General features: G+C 61.0%; 13 protein-coding genes. 12 read left to right on the forward strand and 1 reads right to left on the reverse strand.

The features are described from left to right. Positions 1-69 precede the first annotated feature (69 nt). Positions 70-1,431, forward strand: coding sequence for a TolC family protein (locus BSZ35_RS14975; RefSeq protein ID WP_105013196.1), 1,362 nt, complete (start codon positions 70-72; stop codon positions 1,429-1,431). A gap of 116 nt (positions 1,432-1,547) precedes the next feature. On the opposite strand, the gene BSZ35_RS14980 is transcribed toward BSZ35_RS14975, so the two are convergent. Continuing rightward, positions 1,548-2,321, reverse strand: a complete 774-nt coding sequence (locus BSZ35_RS14980) for a DeoR/GlpR family DNA-binding transcription regulator (RefSeq protein ID WP_105013197.1) — start codon at positions 2,319-2,321, stop codon at positions 1,548-1,550. A gap of 531 nt (positions 2,322-2,852) precedes the next feature. On the opposite strand from BSZ35_RS14980, the gene BSZ35_RS14985 reads away from it, so the two are divergent. From BSZ35_RS14985 to BSZ35_RS19965, 11 genes are all read left to right on the forward strand, one after another. Then, complete coding sequence (locus tag BSZ35_RS14985) at positions 2,853-5,867, forward strand: SusC/RagA family TonB-linked outer membrane protein (protein ID WP_181149366.1); 3,015 nt, start codon at positions 2,853-2,855, stop codon at positions 5,865-5,867. 127 nt (positions 5,868-5,994) lie between these two features. Then, complete coding sequence (locus BSZ35_RS14990) at positions 5,995-7,545, forward strand: RagB/SusD family nutrient uptake outer membrane protein (protein WP_105013199.1); 1,551 nt, start codon at positions 5,995-5,997, stop codon at positions 7,543-7,545. 130 nt (positions 7,546-7,675) lie between these two features. Beyond that, a complete protein-coding gene (locus BSZ35_RS14995) occupies positions 7,676-8,608 on the forward strand; it encodes a carbohydrate kinase family protein (RefSeq protein WP_105013200.1) in 933 nt (310 codons plus the stop codon). Positions 8,609-8,733: 125 nt separating this feature from the next. Next, on the forward strand, positions 8,734-9,780 hold the full coding sequence (locus tag BSZ35_RS15000; protein WP_105013201.1) for a tagatose 1,6-diphosphate aldolase: 1,047 nt from the start codon (positions 8,734-8,736) through the stop codon (positions 9,778-9,780). 142 nt (positions 9,781-9,922) lie between these two features. Next, positions 9,923-11,134 (forward strand): SIS domain-containing protein, encoded by a 1,212-nt coding sequence (locus BSZ35_RS19955; RefSeq protein ID WP_258096660.1) that lies wholly within the window; start codon positions 9,923-9,925, stop codon positions 11,132-11,134. A gap of 141 nt (positions 11,135-11,275) precedes the next feature. After that, entirely contained in the window at positions 11,276-12,562 is a 1,287-nt protein-coding gene (locus tag BSZ35_RS15015) for a class II D-tagatose-bisphosphate aldolase, non-catalytic subunit (RefSeq protein WP_105013202.1), read from the forward strand. A gap of 341 nt (positions 12,563-12,903) precedes the next feature. Further along, the gene (locus tag BSZ35_RS19960; RefSeq protein ID WP_105013203.1) at positions 12,904-14,751 is read left to right on the forward strand and encodes a sodium:solute symporter family protein; all 1,848 of its coding nucleotides are present in this window, start codon (positions 12,904-12,906) and stop codon (positions 14,749-14,751) included. A 67-nt stretch (positions 14,752-14,818) separates the two neighbouring features. Continuing rightward, the gene (locus tag BSZ35_RS15025) at positions 14,819-15,835 is read left to right on the forward strand and encodes an amidohydrolase family protein (RefSeq protein WP_181149367.1); all 1,017 of its coding nucleotides are present in this window, start codon (positions 14,819-14,821) and stop codon (positions 15,833-15,835) included. Positions 15,836-15,938: 103 nt separating this feature from the next. Further along, a complete protein-coding gene (locus BSZ35_RS15030) occupies positions 15,939-17,264 on the forward strand; it encodes a Gfo/Idh/MocA family oxidoreductase (RefSeq protein ID WP_105013205.1) in 1,326 nt (441 codons plus the stop codon). A 159-nt stretch (positions 17,265-17,423) separates the two neighbouring features. Then, positions 17,424-18,758, forward strand: coding sequence for a DUF3472 domain-containing protein (locus tag BSZ35_RS15035; protein ID WP_105013206.1), 1,335 nt, complete (start codon positions 17,424-17,426; stop codon positions 18,756-18,758). Positions 18,759-18,888: 130 nt separating this feature from the next. Then, a partial coding sequence (locus BSZ35_RS19965; protein ID WP_258096664.1) for an NAD-dependent epimerase/dehydratase family protein occupies positions 18,889-19,460 on the forward strand: 572 nt, incomplete at its 3' end.

The following is a 19,460-nucleotide window of genomic DNA, read 5'->3' on the forward strand; positions in this document are numbered from 1 at the left end:
TCGGAGCAACGAAGACGCAAGGCGCGTGATGTCTGTTCTATTCTCTGCACCTGCGTTTGTCTCCCGTACATGAATACCCTCTTTCGTCTCGGTTTTGCGCTTCTCCTTTTGGGCGGAGGCACGCTCTTCGTATCTCCTGCTCAGGCTCAAGAGGTTCCCGATACTCTACGCCTCGATACCGCTGTGCAACAGGCCCTTGAGAGCAATCCGCAGGCCCGGATCGCGCGGCGCCGGGTAGACATCGCCGAGAACAATGCCTCCGTGGGAAATGCTGGGTTTTTGCCGACGCTGAGTGGGCAGGCCGGATACACGGAAACGATTGCCAACTCAGAGCAGACGTTTCTGACGGGGGAGACCCAGAATACGGATGGGGCCCAATCCACGCAGGCAAACGCTGGGGCAGATCTCCGGTGGACGGTTTTCGATGGTCTGCGCCCCTTTGCAACCTACGATCGGCTCCGAGCGGAACGCGATCGACAGGCGGCGGCTACCGACGAGGAGTTGGGGGTTCTTACCGCCGACGTAATTGAGGGCTACTACGATGTGGCCCGACGACAGCAGCAGCTGGCTGTGTTGCGCGAGGCGCTCTCTATTTCGCGGGAGCGGCTTCGCATCGCTGAGCTGCAGGCAGAGGTCGGGGCTGGCTCCAAATTGCAGGTGCGGCAGGCGCAGGTCGACCTCAATGCCGACTCGGCGGCGGTGCTGCGTCAGGAGGTGGAGCTGACCAACGCCAAGAGCCGGCTCAATCAACTCTTGGGTCGATCGGATGACGCATCGACCCGGTATGCCGTTACGTCAACGATTGAGGTCGATACCACCCTATCGTATGCGTCGTTGCAGGGCACGGCTTTTCAGGAGAGTCCGGCCCTTGCTCAGGCGCGGGAGGCCCTGCGGCAGGCGCAGGCCGAACGGCGCGAGGTTCGGGCGGACTTTTTTCCGACCATCGACCTCACCGCGGGGCTCGGCTATTCCCAGCTCGAGGCCGAGAGCGGTTTTCTGCAGGAGAGCCAGAGCACAGAAGTGACCTACGGCGCGTCCCTCACCTTCAACCTCTTCGACGGATTCAATCGCTGGCGTCGCACCCAGAACGCCGAAATTCGTGCCACCAACGCCCGCCTGGCCGTCGAGGACGTGCGTTCACAGCTAATGACAGCCCTCACGAGCGCGTTCGAACGCTATCGCAATCGTCTCCGATTGGTGCAGCTGGAGGAGCAAACCCTTGATGCCGTGCGGGCGAATGTGGACGTCGCCCTGGAGCAGTTTGAAGTGGGCACCATCACGAGCGTAGAGCTACGAGAGGTACAAGAGCAGTTCATCCAGGCTGAGAGTCGTCTGCTCAATGCGCAGTTTGAGGCCAAGCAGGCCGAGGTGGAGTTGCTTCGACTGAGCGGACAATTGCGGGCTCGGTTGCAGGAGGGCACTTCCGAGTGAGTCTCATTTCTTCATTCAGGCAATAATCCGAACACACAGAGGCGACGAGAGGTCTCGCCGCTCCTCCGGGGCTCGTTCCGAGTGTCGGCAGAAGAGGGGGCAGCGGCAAGGGGGAGTCAGGCGATTACAACCTGAACACCGCTTTCTCGCAGTCGCCGGTCCACACCATCCGGCACCGCATCGGTGATGACGACGTCCATAGCGGACGTTTCACAGATCCGGCATAGCCCCCGTCGACCGAACTTCGAGGAGTCTACCACGACGATGGTTTGCTCGGCGGATTCGATCATCAGTTGATTCAGGTACGCCTCCCGGTCGTCGGTCGTCGTGAGCCCGTGATCGATGTCAAATCCATCGCCGGCGAGGAAGAGCTTGCTAAAGGCATGATCGCGCAGCATTTTCTCGGCGTACGGGCCCACCACGGACGCCGACTTTGAGCGAACGGTGCCTCCGAGCAGAAGAACTTTCAGGGCGGGGATGCCCACCGTTTCCAGGGCAATGTGGATCGAGTTCGTGGAGATCGTAATGTCCTCCACGTTTCTGTCTTTAATCTGCCGCACGATCTGGAGGGTGGTGGTACCCGAGTCCAGAATCAAGGTGTCCTGGTCGGTCACCATTCCCGCTGCCGTCTTGCCGATTCGGCGCTTTTCCTCCTTCTGGCGCTGGGCCTTCTCCTCGAACGGGACGTCGTACGCGAACTGGTTGGCAGGGATGGCGCCCCCGTGTGTTCGGATGAGGAGGTCCTGATCTTCCAAAAATTGGAGGTCCTTTCGAATCGTTACGTCTGACACGCCGAGGTCCCCGCTCAACTCATTAACCGAAACGTGTCCTTGCTCCTCAAGCTGATCGAGGGCGTAGCTGCGGCGTTCGGCGGGACTGGGAGGAGACATGGGAGCGGCACGTTTTGGAGATGTTGCTTTCTCAGTCTATTCCCGAACGGTGGAAAGAGTTCAAAAGAGAGGCGGCTTATTGGGGCGATTCCCCGATGGCTGAGGGAAAAGAACGTGAGAAGGGGGCGCAATCCCGGGGGGTACAGGACCTTGCCGGGAGAAGAGAGAAAAAAAGCGGCGGTTGTCGTGGACACACAGGAAAGAGCGAAAATCATTTGGTTTCATATTAGCAGGGCGAAAGGTGTCCCAGTTATTTTATCTTACGAAATGTTTTGAAATAAGAGTGAAGTAAAGGCAATACGTAATCGTTTGCTTGCGTATTCGTAATCTGCAGGTTACCAAGTACGTGTGAAGTCAAGACCGACTCCCGTCGAGGAGAATTCGAGCGGGAGCCCTCGCCGAGCGTTTCTGCGTATTGAGACGAGGAAGTGACGGAAGGCGCATGTTTTCTGAGCTGACGAAGCGGCTTCACAAATGTGCGTTTCCGATCACGCATCGTAGGGTCCTGCCAAATCCATGACCGAAACAGCCATGATGGATCGTGTCAGTCAAATTTTTCCCAATGGGGTCCCATTGTGGGGCCACGAATCGTTACAGGGGGGAGTTCAATGTGCCGGTCTTCTCGGCATCTTCCTCATGATCGCGGCGGTACTGGTCCCAGGCCGAGCCGCGGCACAGGAAACGGGACGCATTGAAGGACAGGTGACGAGCGCAGCGGACAGTCAGCCACTGCCCGGAGTCAATGTTGTGATTCAGGGAACGAATCGCGGGACGGCCACCGGGGCCGATGGTACTTTTGCGATCGAGGGCGTCGAGCCGGGGGAATATACACTGGCGGCCTCGTTCGTTGGGTACAGAGACCAGAGCCGAGACATTGAAGTTGCGGGCGGAGAAACGACGGAAGTGAACTTTGCGCTCCAGTCGTCCGTCGGCGATCTCGACGAGATGATCGTCGTCGGGTACACGGAGAAGAGCCGGCGGGAGCTGACGAGCTCGATGGAAACCGTCGGGGAAGCAGAGCTGGAAGACGTGACGGCGAACGATGCGACGAGCCTTCTGCAGGGGAAGAGTGCAGGACTGTACGTGACGACGGGGTCCGGCGACCCGGGCGCGGAACCGTCGATCCGGGTTCGAGGCACGGGGTCGATTAGTGCCGGGGCCGATCCGCTGTACGTTGTGGACGGAACGATTTCCGGGGGCGTGCTACCCGACCCGAGCAATATCGAGTCCGTCACGGTCTTGAAGGACGCCGCGGCCACGGCCCTCTACGGGTCTCGTGCAGCCAACGGCGTGGTCGTTATCAACACCAAGCAGGGAACCCGTGGGGGCGAAACGACCGTCGACATTCAAGTCAGCTCAGGCGTTAGTGAGAAGACGACGGGCAACTTCGACGTCATGAACGCCTCCCAGCTGAACGACCTCCACGACCAGATGGAGTCGACATACGCCGATGACGACTTTACGCAGAATACGGACTGGCAGGACCTTGCCTTCCGGACGGCTACGACCAACAACGTGGAGGCTTCGGTGTCCGGGGGAACGGAAAGTACCTCGTTCTACATCGCCGGGAGTTATTATCGTGAGGAGGGAACCCTCATCGAAGACAATCTGAATCGGTTTGGGGGGCGGCTGAACATTAGCCACAACATCACGGAAGACCTCATCGTCGACACCCGCATCAACGGACGGTACACGTTCGAGGACGATAATCCGGCCGGCACGCTTTACGAAGCCTATACCAATCTTCCCTGGGACTCGCCCTACGCCAGCGACGGATCGCTGCGCACCGGGCGTGAGGACAGCTGGATTGGGCGGGATCAGTCAAATTTCCTCTACCCGCTTCAGTACAATTATTCGCAAGGGGAAGAGTACGACTTCAACGGCACGGTGACACTGGAGTACAGCGTTCTGCCTTCCGTCACGCTGGAAACGACGAATCAGGCCACCCTTCAACGGGATGACGGGCTGCAGTACCGGGATGCACGAACCCAGGCGGGCAGTGTGAACGACGGGGAGGTTTACGACTACTTCTCCAACAGCAGCACGCTTCTGACCTCCAACCAGTTCACCTTTGACCGGAGCTTCGGGAATCACAATACGGAGGCCATCCTCGGGTTCGAGTATGAGTACAACCATTATGACGGATTCAACGCTGAAGGCGGGGGGATTTTCCCGGGGCTCAGCATTCTCGACGTGTCGTCTGAGCCGGTCTCTATTGGCGGAAGTGCAACGAAGAGCATCTTTGTCTCGGGCTTCTCGCAGGCCAACTACGACTACAACAAGACCTACTTCGCGTCGGTCTCCTTCCGGCGGGACGGCTCCTCACGCTTTGGGTCCAACAACCGGTACGGAAACTTCTACTCGGTGGCAGGCTCGTGGATGGTGAGCAACGAGGCGTTTTTGTCCGGACAGGACTGGCTTGAAGAGTTCAAGCTCCGGGCCAGCTACGGCACGACCGGAAACGCACAGATCGGCAACTTCGTCTCGCGGGAAGTTTACAGCTTCCAGTCCCCATACGATGGCGCTACGGGATCACGCCCGGTTCGCTTGGGCAACCCGAACTTGACCTGGGAGGTGGCCAAGAAGACCAACGTGGGGATTGACTTCAACGCATTCGACCGCGTAGACTTGTCTATCGACGTTTACCAGCGCGTCAACGAAGATCTGCTACAGGACGTCCCGCAGTCGGGGGTGACAGGATTCACGAGCCGGATTGAAAACGTGGGGTCGGTACGCAACCGCGGGCTTGAGGTGGCGCTCTCGACGACGAATCTGGAACGGGCCGTGCGGTGGACGACCGACTTCAACATCGGCTTCAACGACAATGAGGTGCTCGAGCTGGCCGGGGGCGAGCCGGTGCTGGCCGGCAATCAGCGCATCATCGAAGGAAAGGATCTCCGGACCTGGTACCTGCGCAAGTGGGCCGGCGTCGATCCCGAGACGGGACGGCCCCTTTGGGAGAAAGAGGTGACCGATTCGGAGGGGAACGTGACTGGGGTCGAGTTGACAAGCAACTATAACGAGGCGACCCTGCAAGCCGTGGGCAGTGCCACACCAGACTTTACCGGCGGGCTCCGCAACACGGTAGAGTACAAGGGCTTCACCCTCAGCGCCTTCGTCAACTTCGTTTACGGAAATGAGGTGTACCACAGCGCCCGCGAGCTCTTCGATTCCGACGGCGCGTACCTCACCTACAACTACATGGAGCTGGACGAGGACTGGAGCCGCTGGCAGGAGCCGGGCGACGACGCCACGCACCCCAAGCCGACGCCGGGGGGCAACAACAACTCCAACTCGCCCTCCTCTCGGTACCTGGAGGACGGAAGCTATCTGCGATTGAAGAACGTGCGGCTCTCCTACAACGTCCCGAGCGCGTGGGCCAACTCACTGAACCTGCAGTCGGCCCGCATTTACGTCAGTGGCGATAATCTTCTCACCTTCACCGACTTCTCGGGAATGGATCCGGAAGTGGGACTGAGCGGCACCGCAGGCACGAAGTATCCGATCAGTCGGAAGGTGATGGTCGGGGTCGGGCTGAACTTCTAACGTCCTCGAATGCGTCGACAACGACGTCTAGAAAACACGCCGGCCTTCGTCGGGCTGGGGGCACGTTCTCGCTGCGATCACCGGGCGAGCACTTCGGTCAACCTGGATTACAAGTGACACTCTGGATATGATTTCTCAGGGCCAATTTATACCTCGCGCATTGTTCTGCCTAGCGCTCTTCGCGGTCGTGGTCGGCTGCGACGGTCCCGGTAGCGTAAATCCGAACGAGGGGCTGCCTCCGGAGGAAGCGCTGAGCACTATCGAAGGGCTGGAAGCGGCCACGCAGGGCAACTACAAGCGGCTAATCAGCACCACCGGCGGATTTGGGTACTACAGCTACAACCGCCACCTCTTCTACATGAAGGAGTTTGCGGGGGACAATATCTCCCTCAGTGGATCGACGACCGACCCGCTCTTCCTCTCGTACACCTTCGGGCATACGAAGAACCAGGCCAACGCTCAGAATCTCTGGAACTGGGGGTATCAGGTCATCTACGGGGCCAATCGGGTGATTTCGCAGGTCGACGCGGGGCAGTCCGAGGAGCGCGACCAGTTGCTTGGTGAGAACCACTTCCTGCGCGCCCTGGTCCACTTCCAGCTGGTGAACATTTTCGGGCGGCCCTATCCACAGGGGCGGGACAACCTTGGCATTCCGATCCGCCGGGCGCCCGACCCCAACAAAGAGGTGTCGCGCAACACGGTGGGAGAGGTGTACGACTTCATTGTCGAGGACTTGAAGACGGCAGTGGATCTCATGAACCAGCCGAAGTCCAACGCCTATGCCTCCCAGGAGGTGGCGGAGGCCCTGCTCTCGCGCGTCTACCTCTACATGGAGGAGAATCAGAATGCGATCGACTACGCAAACCGGGTCATCAACTCTGACCGGTACACTCTCATCCAGGACTCGACGCAGTACGTAACGTGGCCTACTCGGCCGCCGGAGGAAAACCCGCAGACCATTTTCGCGCTCAAGCACACGGAGGAAGATGACAAAGGCTTCGGTGCGATTGGGTCCATGTACTACTCGAGTCCGGAGGGAACGGGATGGGGAGAAATGTTCGCCTCCAAGGAGTACCGCGATCTGCTGAATCGGCACCCGAACGACATTCGGAGCGGATTCATTGAGCCGAAATACAAGCGCGACGAGAACGGAGACATCGTGCGCGAAAACGGAGAGCCAGTCTTGCAGCAGCGCAACGGCTATCCCGTATACTACGTCAAGAAGTTTACGGGCCAGAGTGGGGTCGTGACCCTTTCCTCCCCCGTCCTCCTGCGGTTGGCCGAGATGTACCTCAACCGCGCAGAGGCGAATGCGAAGCTCAACAATGACCAAAAGGCCCTCCAAGACGTGAACACGATCCGAAAGCGGGCCGGATTGAGCGGAGAAGCGCTCTACGATCAGAGTGACCTGGATGGATCGCTCAGTGCCCTCGACGTGGTGCTGCAGGAGCGTCGCCTCGAGTTTGCCTTTGAAGGGCATCGGGCGCTTGATCTCTGGCGCAACGGACGGCCAATGGTGCGAGAGTACCCCGGCGTCCACACCGAGACGAACATCGCCCCTGGCCTGAATACGTCGACCAGTCCGCCGACGCAGACCATCCCGGCCGATCATCCGCGCGTGGTTCACTTTATTCCGGAGCGCGAGACGGAACTGACGGACATGACGCAGAATCCGTAGGGGACGCTTGGCCGCCGGTCGCCTCCCGGGTTTCTGCGAGCTCGGGAGGCGGGTGGGGCTGCCCTCTCCGGGCGGCTGCCATTTTGAGGTAAACTGTCGCGATGCTTCTGCACGAATCTCTCAGTCCAACGTGGAACGCCCTTCGCTTGTCGTTGTCGGCGAGCTGAACGCCGATCTCATAATGGAGGAGGTGCATTCGCTCCCCGAGCTTGGAACGGAGCGAGTGGCCGAACGGATGACCCTCACCCTGGGGAGTTCGTCGGCCATCTTGGCGTCGAACGCTAGTGCTATAGGCGTCGACGTGGGGTTTGTTGGGCGGGTGGGGGATGATGTGTTTGGGGATTTTGTTCTCGAGCGCCTGGAGGACCGCGGCATCGACCGGCGCTATATCCGACCGACCCCTGAGCAGACAACCGGTCTGACGGTCATCTATACTCATGAGGACGACCGAGGGATGATTACGTATCCCGGGGCGATGGAGGCGCTCACCATTGCGGACATTCCCTGGGAGTACGTGCGGCAGGCCGACCATCTGCACCTGTCGTCCTTCTACCTGCAGACGGGTCTTCAGCCGGACGTTGGTGCCCTCTTCCGGCGGGCAAAGGCAGATGGGCTGACAACCTCGCTAGACACGAACTGGGATCCGGACGAAACGTGGGACGGCGGCATTCTCGACATTCTCGATGCGGTAGACATCTTTCTGCCGAACGATGAGGAGGCGCGGCGGATTGCCGGGGAAGAGCATCTCGACCGGGCAATGGCGGTGCTCGCTGAGTGGGCCGGGGCTGTTGTGGTCACCTGTGGCAGTGACGGAGCAAAGCTGCGGAAAGGGGCGCAGACCCGGTCGTTTTCTCCCCCGCACGTCGAGCCTGTGGATGCTGTCGGGGCCGGCGACAGCTTCAATGCAGGATTTTTGCGACAATACCTGAAGGGAAAGACAGTGGCCGAATGCATTGAGTTTGGCCTGGTAACAGGGGCATATTCAACACAGGCAGCCGGCGGCACGGCGGCTTTTGAAGACGCCGAACGGTTCTGGGCCTTTGCGGACGACCATCATGAGTAGCTCCTTGTTCGTATGCGCCTGTGGGCGGGGACGAGCAGGAACGTAGAACGGTCCCGGTTCCGGTCTCTGCCGCTCCATGGGCTGCACCGTTGACTTGTATTCCCACCATCAGAACAGATTGTATCGTGCCTATTCCAGATTCATTGACGCCGGGAAAGTACCGGCGGCTCAAGCGATTGAGCGACTCGAACGACCGGTTTTCTATGCTCGCCATTGACCAGCGAGGGTCGTTGCGGCGCATGTTTGCTCGGAAGGATGGCACCGATCCGTCCGAGGTCGCGCCGGAGCAGCTGCGGCAGGTCAAGCGCGTGGTGACGCGGGCCGTTGCGCCCATGGCCAGCGGATTGTTGACCGACCCGCTGTACGGCTACCCCGCATCGATGGACCTGCTTCCGGCCTCCAACGGCGTGCTTTTGTCTGGCGAAGAAACCGGATACGTGGGGACGAGCGAAGGAGAGCGACGGTCGCGTCTGCTTGAGGAGTGGTCCCCGGCTCGGATGGTACGGGAAGGAGCCGATGCGCTCAAGCTCTTGATCTATCACCATCCGGACGCATCGGAGGAGACCTGCCGGCATGAGCAAAACATTGTAGCGTCGGTCGGAGAGGCCTGTGAGGAGGCGGGACTTCCCCTCATCCTGGAGGTGGTCACGTATCCGCTGGGCGAGGCGGCGGACGATGCGGCCCTGCAGGCACGGAAAAAGCCGGATCTGGTGATTGATGCGGCCGAAACGTTTTCCGATCCCCGGTACCAGGTGGACGTGCTCAAGCTGGAGTTTCCCGCCAATTTGAAGTATGTCGAGGAATACCAGGACGCCGCGTTTGCAAAAGGAACGGCGGTCTACGACCGAGCCGCCGTCGAGCAGGCCTGTGCTCGTCTCGATCAGGCGGCAGGGGTGCCCTGGGTCATTTTGAGTTCGGGGGTTGGAATGGACGAGTTCGTCGAGACCTTGAAATTTGCGAACGGGGCTGGCGCTAGCGGTTTTCTCTGCGGACGTGCCGTCTGGAAGGACGTAGTCGACTATGCCCCGGACGAGGACGCTATGACACGCTTTATGGAGGAGGTTGGGAAGCCTCGCGTTGAGCGACTTTTAGAAGCCAATACAACGGCACGGGCCTGGACTGAACATCCCGCCTACCAGGATGTCGGCGAACGCGTATTCGCACGCGAATGAGCCCGCCCGGGGAAACGGTACGGCGGGATTTCCCTGCACGGTTCTTTTCTGTTAGCCTAACGTAGTCTACGTGGACGATACACGCTCTCCGGCCACTTCACGGCCACGACAAAATGATTCGAACGGTCACGTCCTGCAGTACATGCTGGACCATCCGAATCCCGATCGCGGGACGGTGCATACCCCTGGGGAAATTGCACAGCAGCCCGACCTGTGGCGACGCACGGCCCGCCTGGTGCGCGAGCATGCGGCGCCGCTCACGGACTTTCTTTCGGCAGCGGGCCTGTACGATGAGAACAGTCCCCGAATGTTGCTCACTGGGGCCGGAACGTCGCACTACGTCGGCCTCTCCGTGGTGGATTTGCTCCGGAAGCATTTTTCTACGCCGTGCGAAAGCCGGTCGACTACGCGCATTACGCCCAACCCGGACCTGTTCTTTCAGGAGGGGAAACCGACGCTGATGCTGCACTTTGCCCGTTCGGGCAACAGTCCGGAAAGCGAGGCGGTGCTCAAAGGGGGATTGGAGTGTATGGGGGAAGCCGGGCGCCATCTGGTGATTACCTGCAACAGGGACGGGACGCTCGCGGAGATTGCTCGCGCACACCCCGACCGTGTGTATCTGCTTGTGCTACCGGAGGCGGCCAACGATCAGGGATTGGCCATGACCAGCTCCTATACCAGCATGGTGGTGGCCAGTCAAGCTCTGGCGCACCTGGAGGAGATGGATGCCTTCGTCGAACAGATCGACCACACGGCGCAGGTAGGAGAAGAGGTGCTGGACACGTATCCCGACCGGATTGACGAGTTGGTGGCGGAGGACGTACGGCGGGCTTTCTTCCTGGGCAACAATGATCTGTACGGGGCCGCCACTGAATCGGCCCTCAAGGTGCAAGAGTTGACGGCTGGGCGCATTCTGGCCGGAGCAGAAGATACGCTCGCCTTTCGCCACGGACCCATCTCGGCCGTCGATTCACATTCGGCGGTGATTTTCTACCTGTCCGAGCGCAACTACACCCGGCGGTACGAACTCGACGTCGTTCGGCAGTATCAGCATGCCTTTGAAGAGATTGGGGCCGAGATGATTGTCGTCGCTCCGCAGCAGCCGGACCTCGAAGCGGCGGACAACCTGTCCATTTTCTCCTACGACGTCAACGGAGAGCAACACGTGCCTCCCCTTCAACAGACCAACATCGCGGTGCTGATTGGTCAGATGGCCGGGTTGTTTGCCGCCTATCGCCGCGGGGTGAACGTCGACGAGCCGTCCGTCGAGAAGGCGTTGTATAACCGGACAGTGCAAGGGGTGCAGTTGTACGATCCGGCAGATGCGTTTGAGGGAGGAGGAAATGAGCCGTGAGGGGGAGGGCATGGTGCATTGGGGCAGAAGAACGTACGCAGTTCGCTTTTGCGTGAGGGACTCCCGACCCCGAGGAAGGCTCGTCGTGCCTTTGCGGAGGGGGGATTTAATCAAATACGCGTTCATCAAGTCTCTGGATCAATGGCTGCCGATACAGGCATTTCGAGGTTTGAGCACCAGCATCCTCTCGTTCAGACGATGAAGGAGGAAGATACCCCAGTGGTGCGGGCACTCGTTCAGACGCTCATGGACCACTTTGAGCGTCAAACCTGCCTTCTTGCCATCTGCCCCAATTCGCGCGCCGTCACGCAGGCGGCGCTACGAGCAGCGCAGGAGGCCAACGCCCCGCTTCTTTTGACTTCCACTCTGAATCAGGTGGACCGGGACGGGGGGTACACAGGATGGACCCACGACGAGCTCATTGACTTTCTCGACCAGGAGGCCGAGCGGCTCGGGGTGGACGTGCCGGTTCTCCCGTGTCTCGATCACGGCGGTCCGTGGCTGAAGGATCGGCATGTGAGGGAAGGCTATTCGTTCGAGGAGACGATGGCCGCCGTAAAGCGCTCCCTCGAATCGTGCATCGACGCCGGCTACGAGCTTCTGCACATCGATCCGACCGTCGATCGGCGGACGCCGACCGGGGAGCCGTCCTCGATCGACTGGGTGGTGGAGCGCACGCTCGAACTCATTGCGCACGCAGAGCAGTACCGACGCGAGCAGGGGCGTCCCCCGATCAGTTACGAGGTGGGGACCGAGGAAGTGCATGGCGGATTGGCAGATCTCGAGAAGTTCGATCGGTTCCTCGACGGCCTGGATGCTGGGCTTCAGGACCGAGGGCTTGACGCCGCGCGGCCCTGCTTTGTGGTCGGGAAAGTGGGGACCGATCTCGACACCTCGTACTTCGAACCCGACACGGCGCGGGACCTGACCCGTCGCACGGAGCCGTTCGGCGCTCTCGTAAAGGGGCATTATACCGACTACGTGGACAACCCGGAGGACTACCCTCTCGCTGGAATGGGGGGCGCCAACGTGGGGCCGGAATACACGGAGGAAGAGTACGAGGCCCTGATGGATCTGGTCGCTCTGGAACGCAAGATTGGGAAAGATTCAGGGCTTCGGGAGGCGCTCCGGGACGCCGTCGTGGAGAGTGGACGATGGAAAAAGTGGCTGCACGACGACGAAGAGGGGCGCTCGTTTGACGAGTTGGAGGAGGAGCGTCGCGCGTGGCTGGTCCGCACGGGAAGTCGGTACGTATGGACCCATCCCGACGTGCAGGCCGCACGGCAGCGCCTCTATGAACATCTGGAGGCCCACCGCGATGCGGAGAACTTCGTGCTTTGGCGGATAAAGCAGGCAATGATGAAATACTATCACGCGTTCAACTTGATTGACTTCAACGCACGACTTGAGCGCGTCCTAGATTCGTAGGACTAATCTCAAACAATCGGATGATACTGAGCGTCGACCCGGGACCGCTCTAAAACAGCGATACCAGCACGTGGACGCTCTCAGTGCCCGTCTGAAGTCAGACGTTCCCGCCTTTGGAGATAATACCTTAATGCGGGGAAGGGGACACCAAGGGCGCTCCACAATTCGTCGCTGGCGAGAAAGGACGTGCCCACGTTCAGCGGCGACAAACGTTAGGGAAAGCGTCTGTTCGGGGGGAGGGAAGGAGATCCTGTAAACGAATTTAAAGGCGGACCGTCCGGTGACCTCTGTCACCATCGGTTGAAGCCCACACAGCCGCACACAACCAAGCCGTGTAAGTTATGGAGCTCGCGTTCGTGGACTGGGCCATTATGGTTGCGTACTTTGTCGTCTCGTTGGCGATTGGCGTGGCGGTGTACCGGCGGGCCAGTGAGGGATTCAGCAGCTTCTTCTTGGGGAAACAGCAGATGCCATGGTGGCTGCTGGGCATTTCGATGGTTGCCACGACATTCTCGACGGACACCCCGAACCTGGTTGCCGACATCGTTCGCTCGACGGGGGCCGCGGGCAACTGGACCTGGTGGGCATTTCTCTTGACTGGGATGCTCACGGTCTTCCTTTACGCGAAGCTGTGGCGCCGCTCCGGGGTCTTCACGGACGTCGAATTTTACGAGTTGCGCTACTCCGGTCGTTTGGCGGCTGTACTTCGGGGCTTCCGGGCTGCCTACCTCGGCGTCGTCTTCAACGTGATCATCATGGCAACCGTCACACTGGCGGCCATTAAGATCGGCGGTGTGATGCTCGGGCTGTCGCCGGTCGAGGTGGTGGTCATCGCTGCGTCGGTGACGATGGCCTACAGTGCCCTCGGCGGTCTCACGGGCGTGCTCCTGACCGACCTGATTCAGTTTACGATGGCGATGGTGGGATCGGTGGGGGCGGCCTGGTACGTGCTCACGCTCCCGGAAGTGGGCGGGCTCGACGGGCTCATGGCGCACGCGTCGGTGCAGGAGGCGATGGTCTTCTGGCCCTCATTCGAGACCATGACCTGGGAGCAGATGCTTCCGGCCTTTATCATTCCCATTGCCGTGCAGTGGTGGGCCTCGTACTATCCGGGGGCGGAGCCGGGGGGCGGCGGGTACATCGTGCAGCGCATGCTCTCGGCAAAGGATGAGGAGAACGCCGTCAGCGCCACGCTGCTCTTTACGGCAACCCATTACGCCCTGCGCCCCTGGCCGTGGGTGCTGGTGGCCCTGGCATCGCTGGTCGTCTTTCCGGACTTGGAGTCGTTGCGCGCGCAGTTTTCCCACATGCCCGATCGGGTGGTGCAGAACGACATGGCCTACCCGGCCATGCTGACGCTGTTGCCGCCGGGGCTGCTGGGGCTGGTGGTCACGTCTCTCGCGGCGGCCTATATGTCCACGATGTCGTCGCAGGTCAATTGGGGCTCCTCCATCGTCGTGAACGACCTCTACAATCGGTTCATTGAGCCGGACGCGACGGATGAGCAGCAGGTATGGGTGGGTCGCATTGCGACTGTCGTTTTGATGACGACCGCCTGCCTCCTCGCCCTCCTCCTCGAAAATGCCCTGCAGGCCTTCAACATTATTCTGCAGATCGGGGCAGGGACCGGACTGCTGTTTCTACTGCGGTGGTTCTGGTGGCGCATCAATGCCGCGACGGAGCTGACGGCCATGGTCGTCTCCTTTGGGCTCGCGATCTATTTTCAGGCGGCGGGCACCTTTGGCTGGATTGGGGGCAGCCTGGTCGACTGGGAGCGACTCGTGGCCATTGTGGCGGTCACGACGGTGGCCTGGCTCGCTGTGACGTTCCTCACCCGCCCCACCGATGAGAAGACCCTGATTGACTTCTACACGACCGTTCGTCCCGGCGGGCCGGGCTGGGCGCCGGTCGTCGATGTGTTGCGGGAACGGGAGACGGACATCGACCCGGATGCGCCGTCGGACCTGCCCTATGCGCTCAGCTGTGCGCTCCTAGGATCGATCGGAATCTACGGGGTGCTCTTCGCCACGGGCTTCTTCCTCTACGGGCGCTTTTCGCTCGGGGTCGTCTGTGCCGTCATCGCCACGGGGGCCCTCGGGGGAATTGTGGCGCTCTGGCCCTACCTCTCGTTCTCTGACGATGAGCCGGTGGCCGCAGAGGGGTCGTCGGATGACCGCAGCGCCGCCTAACGGGCGTCCGGCCGATGCCCCTTCACGATCTTCTTCCCCTCACTTTGACGACGGATTTTCAGGCTTCATGATTTACGATCAGTCGATACCGCGGCTCGACGCCCATACCCATCTGTTTCACGATCGGGACTATCTCGAGGACCTGCTGGACGAATGGCGACTAAAGGTGCTCGTCATCAACATCACCGGGGACGATCTCTTCGACCGGCCGATGGACGAACGCTGGGAGGCGATGGTGGCCATGAAGGAGCGCTATCCGGACCGGGTCGGCCTCTGCACCAGCTTCGATCCCGCCGGGGTGACCGAGGAGGGGGTTGCCGACCGGGTGGTCGAGCAGTTGGACCGTCACCTGGAGGCCGGCGCCACGGCAGTCAAGGTCTGGAAGGACATCGGGCTGGATGTGCGTGACGAGGACGGCAGCTACGTCCAGATCGACGATCCCCGCTTTCAGCCGATCTGGGCGTTCCTTGCGGAGCGCGATGTGCCCGTCATTGCCCACACCGGCGAGCCGCGGGCCGCCTGGCAGCCCCTCGACGAGGACAGCCCGCATTACCGGTTCTACAGCGAGAATCCGAAGTACCACATGTACCGGTGCGACGACGTGCCGGACTGGACGGAGGTCATGGCGGCGCGGGACCGGTGGCTGGAGGACAATCCGGCACTCACTGTCGTCGGGGCGCACCTGGGCAGCATGGCCCACGACGTCGAGATGGTGGCCGACCGACTGGAGCGCTACGACAACTTCTACGTCGACACGGCCGAGCGCTTCGGCGACCTCGTCACGCAGCCGACCCCGAAGGTCCGAGACTTTTTCAAGCAATATGCCGATCGCATTCTGTACGGCACGGACGTGATTGTGGAGCATCCCCCCGATCAGGTGCCGAAGGAGAAGCAGATTGAGGAAAAGGAGGAGTACGAATCGGTGCTCTCCGATCACTGGGAATATCTGACGAGCGGCCACCCCATCGTCATGCAGGACAAATTGGTGGAGCCCATTCGCGTCACCGGGCTGGACCTGCCGCCGGACGTGCTGCAGGCGGTGTACCACGACAATGCCGCCGCCCTGTACGGGTTTCCGGACTGACCGGTAAAGCAAAAGGCGCACTCGGGAGACCGGGCCGGTTGTGCGACCGATTGTGTTCACCATCACTTGCCACGAATACTCTTCATCAACAATACCTGAGCTCATGGATCGACGATCATTCTTACAGACGACCGCCGCGGCTGGGGTTGGGGTGTCCCTTTCTCCGTTCGTGAGCGTAGGACAGACGCGCGACGCGTCCGTTAGCATCGGCCTTATCGGGGTCGGATCCCGAGGCACTTCTCATCTCCGGGGCCTCCTCCAGCGCGAGGATGTCGATATTCCGGCCGTATGCGACACCAAGTCGGACAATCTCACTCGTGCACAGGACCTCGTGCAGCAGTCCGGCCGTGCCCGACCAGAGGGATATGGGGACGGGGACCGCGCCTATCGCGACCTCATATCGCGCGACGACATCGACGGGGTGATCGTTGCCACGCCGTGGCTCTGGCACGTGCCGATGGCGGTTGAGGCGATGGAAGAGGGAAAATTCGTGGGGCTCGAAGTACCTGCCGCGACCACCGTTGAGGGATGTTGGGAGCTGGTGCGCACCGCCGAGCGGACCGGCTCGCACTGCATGTTTCTCGAAAACGTGTGCTACCGGCGCGACGTGATGGCCGTGCTCAAGATGGTTCGCGAGGGCCTCTTCGGAGAAATGATTCACTGCCGCTGCGGGTACCAGCACAGCCTCATTCCCTTCCTGTTCAACGACAACACGTCGTTCGGGCCGGGCACGGGCAGCGTCTCCAGCTGGCGTACCGAGCACTACGTAAAGCGGAACGGCGACCTGTATCCGACCCACGGCATCGGGCCGGTGGCGCACTGGCTCGACATCAACAGCGGCAATCGGTTCGAACGGCTTACCTCCACCGCCACAAAGGCGCGTGGCCTGCACGACCACATCCTCGAGGAGGGCAGCGACGACCATCCCAAAGCGGATGTCCGCTTTGCGCAGGGCGACATCGTGACGAGTACCATCACGACGGCCAATGGGGAGTCCATCGTCATGACCCACGACACGAGCCTGCCCCGTCCCTACTCCCTCGGGTTCCGGGCGCAGGGCACCGATGGCCTCTGGACGGTCGACAACCAGAGCGTTCACGTTGAAGGCCGAAGTCCGGCCCATCAGTGGGAGGATTGGGAACGCTACCAGGAGGAGTATGACGCGGAACTCTGGACCCGGTACGAGTCGGAGGCCGAAGGGGCGGGGCACGGCGGCATGGACTACTTCGTCCGGAACGCCTTCGTGGAGTCGATCAAGCAGGGCGTTGCGCCGCCCATCGACGTCTACGATGCCGCAACGTGGAGCGTGCTGGGACCGCTGTCCGAGCAGTCGATCGATCAGGGTGGAGAGCCGGTGGAGGTGCCGGACTTTACGGATGGACGCTGGATGACTGCCGATCGGTCCTTCGATCCGGACGGCGCATTTTAGCGTCCGGCTGTCCTCGATACGGGCGAGACCGGGATCCTCGAATCGAAGGGGATTCCGGTCTCTTTTCGTTTCCCCCCTCTTTCCCTTCGAGGGTTTTCGTTTTTGGCCCCTTCTCCCATGTGAGGTCACTCCTTCCATTCATTTCTCCGATGGCACGTCATGCGCTCCATTTCTTCTCGATTGTCTGCCATTCTCCTGTTGCTCGGCACGGCCGTAGGGCTGGTTCTGCTTCCGGGCTGCAATGCCTTCAGCGATAACGACGCGATGCCCTCCGCGAAGTCCCTCACGATCCCGCTTGGGGGCAATGCCTACCGCACGAGCGGCGCCGCCCCAGACGAGGTGACGCAGGAGGGAATTACGACCTGGCAGAACCGCGAGAGTACGTTCAGCGTGTTTGTGAAGATTGAGGAGCCGGCATCCGTCACGATGCGGCTCCGGGCCCGGGTGCCGGACGAACAGGAAAGCACCGTGCGACTCAGCACCGGCGACTACGAGCAGACGGCCACCATTAGCAACAGCGACTACGAAGTGGTGACCGTCGGCGAAACGCGCATCGAAGAGACCGGATACGTGCGATTCGATCTTGAGGGGGTGGAAACATCCGGCGACACGTTTGCCCACGTCTCAGATCTGGTGTTGAGCGTCCCCTCTGAGACGCCCGTGCAGTACGTCCGGTCGAACGAGAACAATAACTTCTATTGGTCGCGGCGCGGGCCGTCGGTGCATCTCAACTACAGCCTGCCGGAGGAGAACAACTTTGAGTGGCTGTACAGCGAGATTACCGTGCCGGAGGGAGCCGATCCGGTCGGGTCCTACTTTATGGCCAACGGCTTTGCCCATGGCTACTTCGGCATCCAGGTCAACAGTCCGGACGAGCGGCGCGTCCTCTTTTCCATCTGGAGCCCGCACGAAACGGATGACCCCTCTACCATTCCGGACGCCGAGCGGGTACGACTGGTCGAGAAAGGAGAAAATGTAACGGCGGGCACGTTCGGGGGCGAAGGGGCCGGGGGACAGTCGTATCTGACGTACTCCTGGACGGCAGGACAAACGTACCGATTTCTTACGCGCGCTCGCCCTGACGGGGACGGAAATACGGTATATTCCGCCTACTTCTATCCGCCGCAGGAAGGCGAGTGGCGGCTGATTGCGAAGTTTCGACGACCCCTCACCGACTCGTGGATGACGGGATGGTACTCGTTCCTGGAGAATTTTATCGACCGCAACGGCTACAAAGAGCGAAAGGCCTACTACCACAACCAGTGGGCGCGGACGACCGAGGGCACCTGGCATGAGATTCGACGCGCCACCTTTACGGGCGACCGCGTTGCAAACGAGCATACGCGGGAGGATTTTGCCGGCGGTGTGGATGAAGGGGCCTTTTACCTCCGGAACGGCGGGTACTTCGACGACTTTGTGTCACTCGATCAGGATTTCTCGTATACAGGATCGAGCGACCAGCCGCCCGCCATCCCTTTTGACCGTCTGCCGTAACGACGTCAGGAGGAATTTTGTCTGAGGCCTCCGAGATGCGTCTGACCGTTCGTCCAGCACCGCCCAATCTGTATTTTGCCCGGCGGGCGCTTCCCGATGGATTCATCACAGACCACACATTGCTAAACAGATGTCACGAATATTGGTCACCGGCGCCAACGGTCAGATTGGCAGCGAGCTGGTTGCGGCGCTGCGCGAGCGCCACGGGGCGCGGCAGGTGGTGGGCCTGGACCTGAAGCCGCCGCCGGCGTCGAATGGGCAGCCGCGGGAGGGGCCCTTTGAGGAGGCGGACGTGCGGGACCGGGCGGCCCTTGCGGAGGTAATCTCTGCCTACGACGTCGGGACGGTCTACCACCTGGCGAGCCTGCTGTCGGCGACCGGAGAGCAGCAGCCCGACCGGACGTGGGAGGTCAACATGGGCGGGCTCAAAAATGTGCTCGACCTGGCTCGGGGGGAGGGGCTGCGGGTGTTTTGGCCCTCTTCGATTGCGGTGTTCGGGCCGTCGACGCCGAAGGAGAACACCCCGCAGCAGACGGTGTTGGACCCGACGACGATCTACGGGGTGACCAAGCGCAGCGGGGAGCTGTTGTGCCGGTACTATCACCGCCGGTTCGGGGTAGACGTGCGGAGCCTGCGGTATCCGGGGTTAATCAGCTACAAGACGGCGCCGGGGGGCGGGACGACCGACTACGCGGTCGAGAT

Source organism: Salinibacter sp. 10B, assembly GCF_002954405.1.
Classification (GTDB): domain Bacteria; phylum Bacteroidota; class Rhodothermia; order Rhodothermales; family Salinibacteraceae; genus Salinibacter.

Excerpts from the sequence above, each read along its gene's own strand:
- BSZ35_RS15035 (WP_105013206.1), top strand. The coding sequence starts at position 17,424 with ATGCGCTCCATTTCTTCTCGATTGTCTGCCATTCTCCTGTTGCTCGGC.
- BSZ35_RS15025 (WP_181149367.1), top strand. The coding sequence starts at position 14,819 with ATGATTTACGATCAGTCGATACCGCGGCTCGACGCCCATACCCATCTG.
- BSZ35_RS14990 (WP_105013199.1), top strand. The coding sequence starts at position 5,995 with ATGATTTCTCAGGGCCAATTTATACCTCGCGCATTGTTCTGCCTAGCG.
- BSZ35_RS14975 (WP_105013196.1), top strand. The coding sequence starts at position 70 with ATGAATACCCTCTTTCGTCTCGGTTTTGCGCTTCTCCTTTTGGGCGGA.
- BSZ35_RS15015 (WP_105013202.1), top strand. The coding sequence starts at position 11,276 with ATGGCTGCCGATACAGGCATTTCGAGGTTTGAGCACCAGCATCCTCTC.
- BSZ35_RS19960 (WP_105013203.1), top strand. The coding sequence starts at position 12,904 with ATGGAGCTCGCGTTCGTGGACTGGGCCATTATGGTTGCGTACTTTGTC.
- BSZ35_RS19955 (WP_258096660.1), top strand. The coding sequence starts at position 9,923 with ATGCTGGACCATCCGAATCCCGATCGCGGGACGGTGCATACCCCTGGG.
- BSZ35_RS14985 (WP_181149366.1), top strand. The coding sequence starts at position 2,853 with ATGATGGATCGTGTCAGTCAAATTTTTCCCAATGGGGTCCCATTGTGG.
- BSZ35_RS15030 (WP_105013205.1), top strand. The coding sequence starts at position 15,939 with ATGGATCGACGATCATTCTTACAGACGACCGCCGCGGCTGGGGTTGGG.
- BSZ35_RS14980 (WP_105013197.1), bottom strand. The coding sequence starts at position 2,321 with ATGTCTCCTCCCAGTCCCGCCGAACGCCGCAGCTACGCCCTCGATCAG.